The sequence below is a fragment of the Streptomyces sp. NPDC043854 genome, assembly GCF_056436005.1.
Genome location: NZ_JBWKDK010000020.1, coordinates 32,862 through 47,413, shown reverse-complemented (window position 1 = coordinate 47,413; position 14,552 = coordinate 32,862). Strand labels below are relative to the sequence as shown.

The window sequence follows — 14,552 nt, the reverse complement described above, 5'->3', positions numbered from 1 at the left end:
GACGCAGGGTGAGCGGCGGCCGGGCCTTCGATCAGTGGTGCAGCGAACGGAGCGCCTTACCGATCAGTACGGCGCGGTCCCGGGCCGTCGGCAGGTGCTCCAGACCGAATCCGAGCAGGACGGTGTTACGCGTGGTGACCGACGCGTAGGACTTGAACAGCTCGCCGGAGAGGGACCAGTCGCCCGGAACCCCGGGGCTTCCGGCCGGTCCGGCCTGCACCGTCCAGGCTCCCAGGGAGCCCTCGAAACCGTCAGTGGTCTGGTCCACTGACCGGACGGACAGGCGCGCGTCGTCGAGGAAGACCCCCCGGCCGCCCTCGCTCCCGTCGGTGATGTACGAGAAGGAGAGCTCGACCGTCTTCCCCGCGTAGGCGCTCAGGTCGAAGGAGACCTGCTTCCAGCCGTCGGAGGAGCCGGTGAAGCTGTGCCACGCCCCGCTGCTGCCCTGCGCGGTGCAGCCGTCGCTGCCGAGGGTCAGGTAGCGGCCCAGGAACGGGTGGCCGCCCAGGAAGAAGCCGGCGGCGCAGTCCGTCGGGACCTCGGAGCGGGTCAGGCCGCCGGCCTCGGGCAGCGTGGTCCAGTCGTCCGCGCCGGCGGTGCGGGCCTCCAGGACCGCGTGGTCGTAGCCGGGCTCGGTGTTCCAGTGGAGGGCGGCCTTGAGCTGCGGCCGGTCGGCCGCGGTGGCCTGGGTGAGGTCGATGGTGCGGGTCAGCCGCTTCCAGTCGTCGTCGGCGTGGGCGGCCGCGGCCATCCCGGTGCCGGCGTACGGGGCGTAGGGGTTCACGACCCCGGCGTAGCTGCCGCCCTGCGCGCTCTTGAACTGCGGGAACTGCGCCGGGGGCAGGGCCTCGGAGGTCACCGTGTACGCCCCGGGGGTGTCCAGCGGGTTGCCCGCCGCGTCGCCTACGGCCCCCCGGGCGCCGGCCAGGGCCCCGGCACCGGTGAAGCCGGTGGCGCCGCGGGCTCCGGCGCGGCCGTACGCGCCGAGCCAGTACTGGCTGAAGTCGTCGGTCAGGGCGGGCCCGACCCGGGCGCTGCCGCCCGCCAGTTCGCCGGCCTCGATCAGCCGGCCGCCCTCGTTGAGGAAGTCGCGCACGGCGAGCTGGGTGGGGCCGCCGGGGACGGCGGCACCGGTGTAGTGGACGGCGGTGCGGAAGTGGGAGAGGACGCCGAGGTGGTGCGGGGCGCCGCGCTCGGCCGCGTCCCAGACGGCCGCGGACCGGCCGGCCGCGCGCAGGGCGTCGACGTAGGTCTGCGCGTGCCGGGCCGTGGCGCCCTCCTCGGCGATCACCAGCACGTCGGCGCGCGGCCGCTCGGCGACCGTGTACGTGAAGTGCTCGCTGGAGACCTGCCGGCCGGACTCGTCGCGGCCGGTGAACCAGACCTCGACGCGGTCGCCGGGCCCGGCGCCGTCCACCTTCGCCCGGTACTGGTCGAACCAGTTGTTGTCCTCGCCGCCGTAGACGGAACCGCCCTTCCAGGCGTGCAGCCCGTCGCCGTGCGTACGGCCGCCGTTGATGCGGTAGGCGAGCCGCTTGTCCTTCAGCGCCTTGCGGGCCGTGACGGAGACCGCCTGGTCCTGGCCGCGGGCCGCGTAGGAGGTGGTGAAGGGGTCGAGGGTGAAGTCGGCGGCGGTCAGGCCCACCGGGGACGTGGGGCGGTCGGGGCGGGCGGCGCTCTCGGCGACGGCGAGGGCGAAGGGGACGTTCTTGGCGAACTCGGCCTGGATCAGCTTCTCGTCGTCGGGGAAGGTGAAGCCGGAACGGCAGTCCTCGGGCCGCCAGCGGTCGTTCGGATCGCCGGCGGAGGCCGTCTGGCAGGTCGTCATCTCCGGCGTGAACATCATGATGCCGTTGACGTTGGAAGCGTGGCCGTCGGCCTCGCCGTTGGTGGTGTACAGCTCCGACGACAGCTGCGGGTGGTAGCCGGGGACGGCCGGGTTCTCCGGGGTGCCGGCCAGCGCCTTGTAGGCGACGTCGTCCGGGGTGCCGGTGGCCACCTGCCAGCCCACGCCGTAGAGCAGCAGCTCGGCGGCGGAGTGGTAGTTGACGGCGTACCGGAAGCCGATGCGCTTCTGGAACCGGTCGAGGGCGACGGTCTCGGGTTCGGAGGAGGCCCGGGGGCCGCGGTAGGTCTCGCTCGACGGGTTCGGCGAGGAACCCTCGTTGTCGTAGCCCCACTTGTAGGCGAAGTTCCGGTTGAGGTCGACGCCGTCCCCGGTGGTGATCTTCCCGTCGCCGTTGTTGTCGTGCAGGTTCTTGCGCCACAGCCGCTTGCCGTCGGGGGCGTGGGTGTAGTCGTACCCGTCGGGGTTGGCGGAGAGCAGGAACCACAGCTCGGTGGAGTCCACCAGTGCGGTGATCCGCGGGTCCTTGGCGTAGTTGTCGAGCGTGTGGTGCATCAGCCGCCGGGTCATCTCCGGGGTGATCCACTCGCGGGCGTGCTGGTTGGACATGTAGAGCACGGACGGCTTCCGGCCGTCGCGGGTGCGGTCGGCGTCCTTGGTGACCTTCAGCGCGAGGATGTCCTTGCCCTGGACGGTCTTGCCGATGGAGACGACCTTGGTGAGGGCCGGGTGGTCCCGGGCCGTCTCGAGGATCTCCTCCTGGAGGCCGCCCTTGCCGCTGTACGGGCGGAAGACCCCGTCGCCGGGGGCCTGCGCGCGGGCCGACTCCGCCACCTGCCGCTCGGCGAGGCGGATCCCGCGGGCGGAGAGCTGCCCGGCCTGGGCGGGGGTGAGGATCAGCTCGACGCGGGCGGTGCCCGTCTGCGGGGCGCGCTCGGTGAGCTCGTGGGCGTCCTGGCCGGCGGCGAGGACGAGCGGGATCTGCTCCTTCGTGACGTCGGCCTCGTAGACGCGTACGTCATCGGTGTCGGTGTCGGCGCCCGGTGCGGTGTCCGCCGCGGGGCGCGCGTGGGCCGCCGGGAGGGCGGCGAGGGTGGTCCCTAAGAGGAGTGCGCCGGCGGCGAGGATCGATCTCGTGAGGTGCCTCATGTGCCCCCCTGGGCGTCGTCAGCCACGAAAGCGAAAGCGTGTGCACGACAGGCTCACGAGAGCCCATGTTCATGTCAATGGGGCCTCGTGGGAATGAGCCGCCGCGCGGCAGGGGCCGGCACGTGACGCGGTCTGCGACGTGCGGGCCCCTGCCGTGCGGCGTACGGGCAGCAGGGCTGCCGGTGCGGGGCGCGGCCGGGGCGGCCGGGCGGTGCCTGGCCGACGACCTGGTCGCTAGCCGGCCAGGTTGTCGGCCAGATCCTCGCTGAGGTTCGACTCGGTGCCGGGGATCCCGAGGTCCTGGGCCCGCTTGTCGGCCATCGCCAGCAGGCGCCGGATCCGGCCGGCGACCGCGTCCTTGGTCAGCGGCGGGTCGGCGAGCGCGCCGAGCTCCTCCAGGGAGGCCTGCTTGTGCTCCATGCGCAGCCGGCCCGCGGCGGCGAGGTGCTCGGGGACCTCCTCGCCGAGGATCTCCAGGGCGCGCTGGACGCGGGCCCCGGCGGCCACGGCGGCCCGCGCCGAGCGGCGCAGGTTGGCGTCGTCGAAGTTGGCGAGGCGGTTCGCGGTGGCGCGGACCTCGCGGCGCATCCGCCGCTCCTCCCAGGCCAGCACCGACTCGTGGGCGCCGAGCCGGGTCAGCAGGGCGCCGATCGCGTCGCCGTCGCGGACCACGACCCGGTCCACCCCGCGCACCTCGCGCGCCTTGGCGGCGATGGAGAGCCGGCGGGCGGCGCCCACCAGGGCCAGGGCCGCCTCCGGGCCGGGGCAGGTGACCTCCAGGGAGGAGGACCGGCCCGGCTCGGTGAGCGAGCCGTGGGCCAGGAAAGCACCGCGCCAGGCCGCCTCGGCGTCACAGGTGGCCCCGGAGACCACCTGCGGGGGCAGACCCCGGATGGGGCGGCCCCGGCCGTCCACGAGCCCCGTCTGGCGGGCCAGCTGGTCGCCCCCGGCCACGACGCGGACGACGTACCGGCTGCCGCGGCGCAGGCCGCCAGGGGCCATGACCACCAGGTCCGACGAGTGGCCGAAAATCTCCAGGATGTCCTTGCGCAGGCGCCGGGCGGCGATCCCGGTGTCCAGCTCCGCCTCGATGACGATCCGGCCGCTCACCAGGTGCAGCCCGCCCGCGAACCGAAGGATCGCCGAGACCTCCGCCTTCCTGCAGCAGGTCCGGGTGACGGGGAGCCGGGAGATCTCATCCTTCACCGCTGGCGTCATCGCCATGGGCCGATCCTTCCATGCATCCGAAAAATACGGTCGTACGCGGCGGCGAGCAGCTCCGGGTCGTGCTTCGGGGAGCCGTCCTCCCTGGCCACCGGCGCCAGCTCGACCGCGGCGCCGAAGCGCTGCGCGGCATCGGCGAGGGACTCGCGGTCGGGCACGGCGGCCTGGTCGGCCAGCACCACGTCCAGGGCGAGTTTAGGGGCGTGTCGGGCCAAAACCTCCAAATGACGCTGCGGAGAGAAGCCCTCTGTTTCGCCGGGCTGCGGAGCCAGGTTCAGTGAGAGGACCCGCCGGGCCTTGGTCTCCATCAGCGCGTCGAGCAGCTCCGGCACCAGCAGGTGCGGGATCACGGACGAGAACCAGGATCCGGGGCCCAGTACCACCCAGTCCGCGTCCAGGACCGCGGCGACCGCCTCGGGCACGGCCGGCGGATCGCCCGGCACGACGTGCACGGACAGCACCTCGCCGGGGGTGGTGGCGACGGTGGCCTGCCCGCGGACGGTGTCGACGTCCGCGGGCCGGGCCGGATCGTGGCCCCTGACCATGGCCTGGAGCTCCAGCGGCACCGCCGACATCGGCAGCACCCGGCCCTGCGCGCCCAGCAGCCGGCCGACCAGGTCCAGGGCCTGGACGGGGTCGCCGAGCTGCTCCCACAGGGCCACGATCAGCAGGTTGCCCACCGCGTGCTCGTGGAGGGCGCCCGCCGACTGGAAGCGGTGCTGGATGACGCGGGCCCAGGTCTGGCCCCAGTCGTCGTCGCCGCACAGGGCGGCCAGTGCCTTGCGGAGGTCGCCGGGCGGGAGCACGCCGAGCTCCTCGCGCAGCCGGCCGCTGGAGCCGCCGTCGTCGGCGACGGTGACCACGGCCGTGAGCTCGCCGGTGATCCGGCGCAGGGCGGCCAGGGAGGCCGACAGCCCCATGCCGCCGCCGAGGGCGACGACCTTGGGGGCGGCCCCCTTGGAGGCCGCGCCGCGGCGCGGCGCGGTGCGGCCGGCGATGTCCTCGCCCCGCCCCGAGGTGAGGCGGCGCAGGCGGCGCAGCCTCAGGGTACGTCCGGTCACTCGCGCCCCATGTCCCGGTGGACCACGACGGTCTCGACCCCTTCGGAGGCGAGGCGGGCGGCGAGCTTCTCGGACATGGCGACGCTGCGGTGCTTGCCGCCCGTGCAGCCGACGGCGATGGTCACGTACCGCTTGCCCTCGCGGCGGTAGCCGGCGGCGATGAGCTGGAGCAGCTCCGTGTAGCGGTCCAGGAACTCCTTGGAGCCGGGCTGGCTGAAGACGTAGCCCGACACCTCCGGGTTGAGGCCGGTGAAGGGGCGCAGCTCCGGCACCCAGTGCGGGTTGGGGATGAAGCGGCAGTCGACGACGAGGTCGGCGTCGACGGGCAGGCCGTACTTGTAGCCGAAGGACATGACGGTGGCCCGCAGTTCGGGCTCCTCGTCGCCGGCGAACTGGGCGTCCATCTTGGCCCGCAGCTCGTGCACGTTCAGGCTGGAGGTGTCGATCACCAGGTCGGCGTCGCCGCGCAGCTCGCGCAGCAGGTCGCGCTCGGCGGCGATGCCGTCGACGATGCGGCCGTCGCCCTGGAGGGGGTGCGGGCGGCGGACCGACTCGAAGCGGCGCACCAGGGCCTCGTCGGAGGACTCCAGGAACACGATGCGCCGGGTCACCCCGCGCAGCTCGAGGTCGGCGAGGGACTCGCGGAGGGCGTCGAAGAACTGGCGGCCGCGGACGTCGACGACGACGGCGATCCGCGCCACGTTGCCCTGCGAGCGGGCGCCGAGCTCCACCATCGTGGGGATCAGCGCCGGCGGAAGGTTGTCCACGACGAACCAGCCGAGGTCCTCCAGGCACTTCGCCGCGGTGCTGCGGCCGGCCCCGGACATCCCGGAGATGATCACCAGCTCGGGGATGGCGGCCTCGGCGGTCTCGCCGGGCTCCAGTGTCGTGCCCGTACTCACCTGTGCTCCGTCTCGGTCGTACTCGGTCTCGTGCTCGGTCATCGGTCGGTCCCCCGTTCGGACGATGTCCCCCGGCCGGCGCCGGGAGGTGCCCCCACCGCCGGCGCGGGGGTCTCATCCTCAATGATCTCTCCTGTCGCCGTGTTGACGGCAGGAGCGGCGGGGGCCGCCTGGGCGAGGGACGCGGCCACGGCCTCGGCCGTCTTGCGCCCTATGCCCGGGACCTCGCAGATCTCGTCGATTGTCGCCTGCCGGAGCCGCTTCACCGAACCGAAGTGCTTGATGAGGGCCTGCTTGCGCGTGTCGCCGAGCCCGGGCACCTCGTCCAGCGGCCCGGCCTTGAGCCGTTTGCCGCGCTTGCTGCGCTGGTACTGGATGGCGAACCGGTGGGCTTCGTCGCGCACCCGCTGGAGCAGGTACAGGCCCTCGCTGGTCCGGGGCAGGACGACGGGGTCGTCCTCGCCGGGCAGCCAGACCTCCTCCAGCCGCTTGGCCAGCCCGCACACGGCGACGTCGTCGATGCCGAGCTCCTCCAGGGCCCGCCGGGCGGCGGCCACCTGCGGCTGTCCGCCGTCGACGACGACGAGCTGGGGCGGGTAGGCGAAGCGCTTGGGGCGCCCGTCGTCCTGCGCCTGCGCCTCCTCCCCCTCCTCGGGGGCCCACTCGCCGGTCTTCAGCTTCTCCTGGAGGTAGCGGCGGAAACGGCGGGAGACGACCTCGTGCATGGAGCGGACGTCGTCCTGGCCCGCGAAGGACTTGATCTGGAAGCGCCGGTACTCGCTCTTGCGGGCGAGCCCGTCCTCGAAGACGACCATGGAGGCCACCACGTCGTCGCCCTGGAGGTGCGAGATGTCGAAGCACTCGATGCGCAGCGGGGCGCTGTCGAGGTCGAGGGCCCCGGCGATCTCCTCCAGGGCCCGGGAGCGGGTGGTCAGGTCGGCGGCGCGCTTCGTCTTGTGCAGGGCCAGGGCCTGGAGGGCGTTGCGGTGGACGGTCTCCATCAGGGCCTTCTTGTCCCCGCGCTGCGGCACGCGCAGGCTCACCTGGGAGCCGCGCCGCGCGGCCAGCCACTGGCCGAGGGCGGCCTCGTCCTCGGGCAGGGCCGGGACCAGCACCTCCTTGGGGACGGCCTCGCCGGTCTCCTCCCCGTACAGCTGCTGGAGGGCGTGCTCGACGAGCCCGGCGGTGTCGACCGCCTCGACCTTGTCGGTGACCCAGCCGCGCTGGCCGCGGACCCGGCCGCCGCGCACGTGGAAAATCTGTACGGCCGCCTCCAGCTCGTCCTCGGCGACGGCGATCAGATCGGCATCGGTGGCATCCGCGAGCACGACTGCGTTCTTCTCCATGGCGCGGCGCAGCGCCCCGATGTCGTCGCGCAGCCGGGCCGCCTTCTCGTACTCCATCTCCTCGGCGGCCTCGTGCATCTGCTGCTCGAGCCGGGAGAGGTGGGCGCCCGTCCGTCCGGCCATGAACTCGCAGAAGTCCTCGGCCAGTTCCCGGTGCTCCTCGGCGCTGACCCGGCCGACGCAGGGCGCGGAGCACTTGCCGATGTAGCCGAGCAGGCAGGGGCGGCCGATCTGGGCGGACCGCTTGAACACCCCGGCCGAGCAGGTCCGCACCGGGAACACCCGGAGCATCAGGTCGACGGTCTCGCGAATGGCCCAGGCATGCGCGTACGGCCCGAAGTACCGCACGCCCTTCCTCTTGGGCCCGCGCATGACCTGGACCCGCGGGAACTCCTCGTTCATGGTCACGGCGAGGGAGGGATAGCTCTTGTCGTCCCGGTACTTCACGTTGAACCGGGGGTCGTACTCCTTGATCCAGGAGTACTCCAGCTGGAGCGCCTCGACCTCGGTGGACACCACGGTCCACTCGACGGAGGCGGCCGTGGTGACCATCGTGGCCGTACGGGGGTGCAGCCCGGCCACGTCCTGGAAGTAGTTCGCCAGGCGCTGGCGCAGGCTTTTGGCCTTCCCGACGTAGATGACCCGGCGGTGCTCGTCACGGAATCGGTAGACGCCCGGGGAGTCGGGGACCTGTCCCGGCTGGGGACGGTAGCTGGAAGGGTCGGCCATGCCGCCACCCTACTGTCGCCCACCGACAACCCACACGCCCCGCGCCCCGGCCAGGTGCGCGGGGAACGGCGCGCACAGCCCCCGGCGCGGCATCCTGGGGATCGCCTGGGACCGGGACCGGCCGGGGCGGCCTCAGCCCGCGATCAGCTTGCCGCCCTCGGCCCGGACCGGGACTGCGGGCAGCGCTTCGGTGGCCGGGCCGCGCAGCACCTTGCCGGTGGCCACGTCGAAGCGGCTGCCGTGGCAGGGGCAGTTGCCCTGCCCCTCGACGATCTTGTCCAGGACGCAGCCGGCGTGCGTGCACTGGGCGCTGAACGCCGTGTACTGGCCCTCGGCCGGGCAGCTGACGACGAGCTTCTTCTCCCGGTACAGCTTCGCGCCGCCGACCGGCACGTCGGCCGCGGTGCCCAGCTCCACCGGGGCGGTGGGGACGGCCGGGGAGCCGGCGCCGCTGTTGGTCTCGGTGGAGCAGGCGGTGAGCGCCGCACCGGCCCCGGCGGCCCCGACGATCGCTGCGGCGCCCTTGAGCACGGTACGGCGGGCGGCGGACTGCGGCGCGGGCATGCGGTTCTCCTGGCGTGAGGGTTTTAGGCCCATCCGACGATACCGGCGGTGGATGGGATACCTTCCCCGGCGTGATCGTCGTCGGTGGAGAGGCCCTGATCGACCTCGTGCCCGTGGCGCAGCCGCCGGGTGCGCTGCTGCCACGGCCCGGCGGGGGCCCGTACAACACGGCCGTGGCGCTGGGCCGTCTCGGCGCCGAGGTCGCCTTCTGCTCGCGGGTCTCGTCCGACGGTTTCGGCGAGAGCCTGCTGGCGGGGCTGCGGGCGGCCGGGGTGGACTGCTCGCTGGTGCAGCGCGGCCCGGAGCCCACCACGCTGGCCGTGCCCTCGCTGGGCCCGGACGGCTCGGCGGCCTACGGCTTCTACGTGGAGGGCACTGCGGACCGGCTGTTCCGGCTGCCCGAGGCGCTGCCGCGCGAGGCCCGGGCGCTGGCGCTCGGCACCTGCTCGCTCGTGCTGGAGCCGGGCGCGAGTGCGTACGAGGCCCTGCTGCGCCGGGAGTCCCGGCGCGGGCTGCTGACCCTGCTGGACCCGAACGTGCGCCCGGCTCTGATAGCGGATCCGGCGGCGTACCGGGCCCGGTTCCTGGGCTGGCTGCCGTCGGTGTCGGTGCTCAAGCTGTCGCAGGACGACGCCGACTGGCTCGGCGGGCGGGTGGCGGACTGGCTGGCGGCGGGGCCGTCGGCGGTGGTGCTCACCCGCGGGGCGCAGGGGATGAGCGTGTGGACGCGGGAGGGCGGGCGGTACTCGGTGCCCTCGCCGGCGGTGGCCGTGGCGGACACGATCGGTGCGGGCGACACGGTCAGCGCGGCGCTGCTGCACCGTCTGGCGGGCCCGGGCGGCGGCCCCGGCGGCGCGGTGGACTGGCCGGAGGTGCTGGCCCATGCGGCCCGCGCGGCGGCGCTGACCTGTACCCGGACGGGAGCCGAGCCGCCGTACGCGGCCGAGCTCGGCTGAGCGCGGCCCGGCCCGGAGGGTGTACCCGTGGCCGCCCTGCCTCTGCCTCTGCCTCTGCCCGAGGGTGGGTGTCCCCCCGGGCAGGGGCAGGGCGGCCGGCGCTGTGCTGCGTTGCCCGCAGCGGCTGCGGCTACGCCTTGCGGGCGCGGGCCGCGGTCTTCTTGGCCGGGGCGGTCTTCCGGGCCGCCGTGGTCTTCCGGGCGGTCGTCTTCTTCGCCGGGGCAGCGGCCGGGGCCGCGTCGGAGATCCGCTCCGCCCCGAGGATGTCGCGCAGGAACTTGCCGGTGTGGCTCGCGCCCACGGACGCCACCTGCTCCGGGGTGCCCTCGGCGACGACGAGTCCGCCGCCGTAGCCGCCCTCCGGGCCCATGTCGATGACCCAGTCCGCGGTCTTGATGACGTCCAGGTTGTGCTCGATGACGATCACCGAGTTCCCCTTGTCGACCAGCCCCGACAGCACCTTGATCAGCTTCGAGATGTCCTCGAAGTGCAGGCCGGTCGTCGGCTCGTCCAGGACGTAGACGGTCCGGCCCGTCGACCGCTTCTGGAGCTCCGACGCCAGTTTCACGCGCTGCGCCTCACCGCCCGAGAGCGTCGGCGCGGACTGGCCGAGCCGGACGTACCCGAGGCCGACCTCGGTCAGGGTCTTCAGGTGCCGGGCGATCGTCGGGACGGCCTCGAAGAACTCCAGCGCCTCCTCGATCGGCATGTTGAGGACCTCGGCGATGGACTTGCCCTTGTAGTGGACCTCCAGCGTCTCCCGGTTGTACCGGGCCCCGTGGCAGACCTCGCACGGGACGTAGACGTCCGGCAGGAAGTTCATCTCGATCTTGATGGTGCCGTCGCCGGAGCAGTTCTCGCACCGGCCGCCCTTGACGTTGAAGGAGAAGCGGCCCGGCAGGTAGCCGCGCACCTTCGCCTCCATCGTCTCCGCGAACAGCTTGCGGATGTTGTCGAAGACGCCCGTGTACGTGGCCGGGTTGGACCGCGGGGTGCGGCCGATCGGCGACTGGTCGACGTGCACGACCTTGTCGACGAGGTCGTCGCCATCGACCCGGGTGTGCCGTCCCGGGACCGAGCGGGCGCCGTTCAGCTCGCGCGCCAGGTGCGTGTACAGGATGTCGTTGACCAGCGTCGACTTGCCCGAGCCCGACACGCCCGTGACCGCCGTGAGCACGCCCAGCGGGAAGGAGACGTCGATGTCCCGCAGGTTGTTCTCCTTGGCCCCGTGGACCGTGAGCTTGCGGTCCCCGTCGACGGGCCGGCGCACGTCCGGCACGGCGATGGACTTCTTGCCGGACAGGTACTGCCCGGTCATCGAGGCGCTGTTGTCCAGGAGCTCCTTGAGCGAGCCGCTGTGCACGACCTTGCCGCCGTGCTCGCCGGCGCCCGGGCCGATGTCGACGACCCAGTCGGCGGTCTTGATGGTGTCCTCGTCGTGCTCGACGACGATCAGGGTGTTGCCCATGTCGCGCAGCCGGATGAGCGTCTCGATCAGCCGGTGGTTGTCCCGCTGGTGCAGGCCGATGGAGGGCTCGTCCAGCACGTACAGCACGCCGACCAGGCCGGAGCCGATCTGGGTGGCCAGCCGGATGCGCTGGGCCTCGCCGCCCGAGAGGGTGCCGGCGGCACGGTTCAGCGACAGGTAGTCGAGGCCCACGTCGACGAGGAAGCGGAGCCGCTCGTTGACCTCCTTCAGGACCCGCTCGGCGATCTTCTTGTCGCGGGCGTCGAGCCGGAGCCGGCCCAGGAAGTCCGCGCACTCGCTGATCGACATCGCGGCGACCTCGGCGATGGACTTCTCCATCACCGTCACCGCGAGCACGATCGGCTTGAGCCGGGTCCCCTCGCAGGTGGGACAGGGCACCTCGCGCATGTAGCCCTCGAAGCGCTCGCGGCTGGCGTCGCTCTCGGACTCCGCGTGCCGGCGCCGGACGAACGGCACGGCGCCCTCGAAGGCGGTCGTGTACGCGCGCTCGCGCCCGTAGCGGTTGCGGTAGCGGACCTCGATCTGCGTCTTGTGCCCGTACAGCAGGGCCTTCCTGGCCCGCTGCGGCAGCCCGGCCCACGGGATGTCCGTACGGAAGCCCAGCTCGCCGGCGAGGGCTCCGATGAGCCGCTGGAAGTAGTCCTTGGTGTGGCCGAGCGACCACGGCGAGACGGCTCCCTCGTCCAGGGACTTCATCTCGTCGGGGACGATCAGCTCCGGGTCCACCTCCATGCGGGTGCCGATGCCGGTGCACTCGGGGCAGGCGCCGAAGGGCGAGTTGAAGGAGAAGGAGCGCGGCTCCAGCTCCTCGAAGGACAGGTCGTCGTACGGGCAGTAGAGGTGCTCGGAGAACATCCGCTCGCGCTCGGGGTCGTCCTCGGGGAGGTCGACGAAGTCCAGGATCACCATGCCGCCGGAGAGGCCGAGGGCCGTCTCCACGGAGTCGGTGAGCCGGCGCTTGGCGCTGTCCTTGACGGTGAGGCGGTCGACGACCACCTCGATGGTGTGCTTCTCCTGCTTCTTCAGCGTCGGCGGCTCGGAGAGCTGGATGGTCTTCCCGTCCACCCGGGCCCGGCTGTAGCCCTTGGTCTGGAGGTCCGCGAAGAGGTCGACGAACTCGCCCTTGCGCTCGCGCACCAGCGGCGAGAGCACCTGGAAGCGGCTGCCCTCGGGCAGCGCGAGCACCTTGTCGACGATCGCCTGCGGCGACTGCCGCGAGATCGGGCGGCGGCACTCGGGGCAGTGGGGCTTGCCGATGCGCGCGAAGAGCAGGCGGAGGTAGTCGTAGACCTCGGTGATCGTGCCGACCGTCGAGCGCGGGTTGCGCGAGGTCGACTTCTGGTCGATCGAGACCGCCGGGGAGAGGCCCTCGATGAAGTCCACGTCGGGCTTGTCCATCTGGCCCAGGAACTGGCGGGCGTACGACGAGAGCGATTCGACGTAGCGGCGCTGGCCCTCGGCGAAGATCGTGTCGAAGGCCAGGGAGGACTTGCCGGACCCGGACAGACCGGTGAAGACGATGAGCGCGTCGCGGGGCAGGTCGAGCGAGACGTTCTTCAGGTTGTGCTCGCGAGCGCCACGAACGATGAGTCGGTCGGTCACGCCGGTCCGCACCTTTCTTGAGAGAGCGGGGGCACGGGCCCCCGTCCCAGGGTATGGGGGGCGCCTCTGCATTGGAGTCGAGCTGGTGAAGTCGGGCTCGACTTCCGAGCGTATAGCACGCGCATTCGATTTACGGCACTCCGCCGACCGCTTCACCCGTTCGTGTGGCCGGCGGCCCGGGCCACTAGGCTCGGCCCCATGACCGATCATGTGCACGACCTGCAAGTTGTACGTGAAGCCACGGAGCGGCTGCTGACCGCTGTCGCACGACTGGACAACGCCGCCCTGGCCGAGGGGTCACACCTCCCGGGCTGGACCCGCGGCCATGTGCTCGCCCACCTCTCGCGCAACGCCGACGCCCTCGTCAACGTCTTCGCCGGGCGGCCCATGTACGAGAGCGCCGCCGCCCGCGACGCGGAGATCGAGCAGGGCTCCGGCCGCCCGCTCCCGGAGCAGCTCGCCGACCTGCGCGCCAGCCACGACCGCTTCATGGCGCAGACCGAGGGCGACCAGGACTGGTCCCGCACCGTCGAGCTCCGAAACAGCGTCACGGACCTCGCCTCGAACGTACCGTTCCGCCGCCTCGTCGAGGTCGAGCTGCACCACGTCGACCTGAACGTCGGCTACGGGCTGGAGGACCTCCCGGAGGAGTTCACCGGCCGCGAGATCGACTTCCTCGCGGACCGCTGGTCCGCGCGCCCCGAGGTGCCGCCCACCGCCCTGGCCGCCGCCGACGGACGCACCTGGCGCACGGGGGCGGCCGGGGAGCCGGCCGTCACCGTCTCCGGCCCGGCCTCCGGACTGCTGGCCTGGCTGGCCGGCCGCGGCGACAAGGGCGCCTCCCTGACCACCTCGGGCGGCCCCCTCCCGACCCTCCCCCCGCTCTAGGATCAGCACATGACGTACACCGGAGCGGTCAAGGTCGGCGGTCCCGCCGACGTACACGAACTCGCGGACCTGATGATCTCCAAGGTCGCGGTGGGTCCGATGGACAACAACGCCTACCTGCTGCGGTGCCGGGCCACCGGCGAGCAGCTGCTGATCGACGCGGCCAACGAGCCCCGGACGCTGCTGAACCTGATCGGCGACGACGGCATCGCGTCCGTCGTCACCACCCACCAGCACGGCGACCACTGGCAGGCGCTGGCGGAGGTGGTCGAGGCGACCGGCGCGCGGACGTACGCCGGCGCCCTCGACGCCGAGGGCATCCCGGTGCCCACCGACGTACCCGTCGCGGACGGGGACACGATCACGGTCGGCCGGGTCGAGCTGACCGCCCGGCACCTGGTCGGGCACACCCCCGGCTCGATCGTCCTGGTCTACGACGACCCGCACGGGCACCCGCACGTGTTCACCGGGGACTGCCTCTTCCCCGGCGGCGTCGGCAACACCCACGACGACCCGAAGGCCTTCGCCAGCCTCATCGACGACGTGGAGCAGAAGCTGTTCGCCCGGCTCCCGGACGAGACCTGGGTCTACCCGGGCCACGGCAACGACACCACGCTCGGGGCCGAGCGGCCGCATCTGGCCGAGTGGCGCGAGCGCGGCTGGTAGGTCTCGGTCATCCCTTCAGGCCTGGGCACTCGTTCCGGTCGAAGATGACCGAACGCACGCCCCGGGGGCGCGGGGAGGGGTAACTGCTGCACCATGCAACAGGACCTTTCCCCGTCTCCGGTTCCCCGAT

10 protein-coding genes are annotated in these 14,552 nt (G+C 72.7%); 3 read left to right on the top strand and 7 right to left on the bottom strand.

The features are described from left to right. Positions 1–31: 31 nt before the first annotated feature. From AC068A_RS19595 to AC068A_RS19570, 6 genes are all read right to left on the bottom strand, one after another. Positions 32–2,995 (bottom strand): M14 family metallopeptidase, encoded by a 2,964-nt coding sequence (locus tag AC068A_RS19595; RefSeq protein WP_478586483.1) that lies wholly within the window; start codon positions 2,993–2,995, stop codon positions 32–34. A 234-nt stretch (positions 2,996–3,229) separates the two neighbouring features. Next, positions 3,230–4,219 carry a DNA-binding protein WhiA gene (whiA, locus tag AC068A_RS19590; protein ID WP_478586482.1) on the bottom strand — a complete coding sequence of 330 codons (990 nt, stop codon included), beginning with the start codon at positions 4,217–4,219 and terminating at the stop codon, positions 3,230–3,232. Continuing rightward, a complete protein-coding gene (locus AC068A_RS19585; RefSeq protein ID WP_478586480.1) occupies positions 4,210–5,280 on the bottom strand; it encodes a gluconeogenesis factor YvcK family protein in 1,071 nt (356 codons plus the stop codon). Before AC068A_RS19585 ends, whiA begins: the two co-directional genes overlap by 10 nt. After that, entirely contained in the window at positions 5,277–6,224 is a 948-nt protein-coding gene (gene rapZ, locus AC068A_RS19580) for an RNase adapter RapZ (RefSeq protein ID WP_478586478.1), read from the bottom strand. The genes AC068A_RS19585 and rapZ overlap by 4 nt, the downstream gene beginning before the upstream one ends. After that, entirely contained in the window at positions 6,221–8,257 is a 2,037-nt protein-coding gene (gene uvrC / locus AC068A_RS19575; RefSeq protein WP_478586477.1) for an excinuclease ABC subunit UvrC, read from the bottom strand. Before uvrC ends, rapZ begins: the two co-directional genes overlap by 4 nt. 132 nt (positions 8,258–8,389) lie before the next feature. Next, positions 8,390–8,821, bottom strand: coding sequence for a Rieske (2Fe-2S) protein (locus AC068A_RS19570; RefSeq protein ID WP_478586475.1), 432 nt, complete (start codon positions 8,819–8,821; stop codon positions 8,390–8,392). Positions 8,822–8,892: 71 nt separating this feature from the next. Here AC068A_RS19570 and AC068A_RS19565 point away from each other — a divergent pair, with 71 nt between their 5' ends. Further along, positions 8,893–9,777 (top strand): carbohydrate kinase family protein, encoded by an 885-nt coding sequence (locus AC068A_RS19565; protein WP_478586473.1) that lies wholly within the window; start codon positions 8,893–8,895, stop codon positions 9,775–9,777. Between the two features lie 130 nt (positions 9,778–9,907). On the opposite strand, the gene uvrA is transcribed toward AC068A_RS19565, so the two are convergent. Continuing rightward, positions 9,908–12,868, bottom strand: a complete 2,961-nt coding sequence (gene uvrA, locus AC068A_RS19560; protein ID WP_478586471.1) for an excinuclease ABC subunit UvrA — start codon at positions 12,866–12,868, stop codon at positions 9,908–9,910. A gap of 198 nt (positions 12,869–13,066) precedes the next feature. Between uvrA and AC068A_RS19555 the strand changes: the two genes are divergently transcribed. Then, entirely contained in the window at positions 13,067–13,756 is a 690-nt protein-coding gene (locus AC068A_RS19555) for a maleylpyruvate isomerase family mycothiol-dependent enzyme (RefSeq protein ID WP_478586469.1), read from the top strand. A 9-nt stretch (positions 13,757–13,765) separates the two neighbouring features. Further along, the gene (locus AC068A_RS19550; protein WP_478586467.1) at positions 13,766–14,422 is read left to right on the top strand and encodes an MBL fold metallo-hydrolase; all 657 of its coding nucleotides are present in this window, start codon (positions 13,766–13,768) and stop codon (positions 14,420–14,422) included. Positions 14,423–14,552 lie beyond the last annotated feature (130 nt).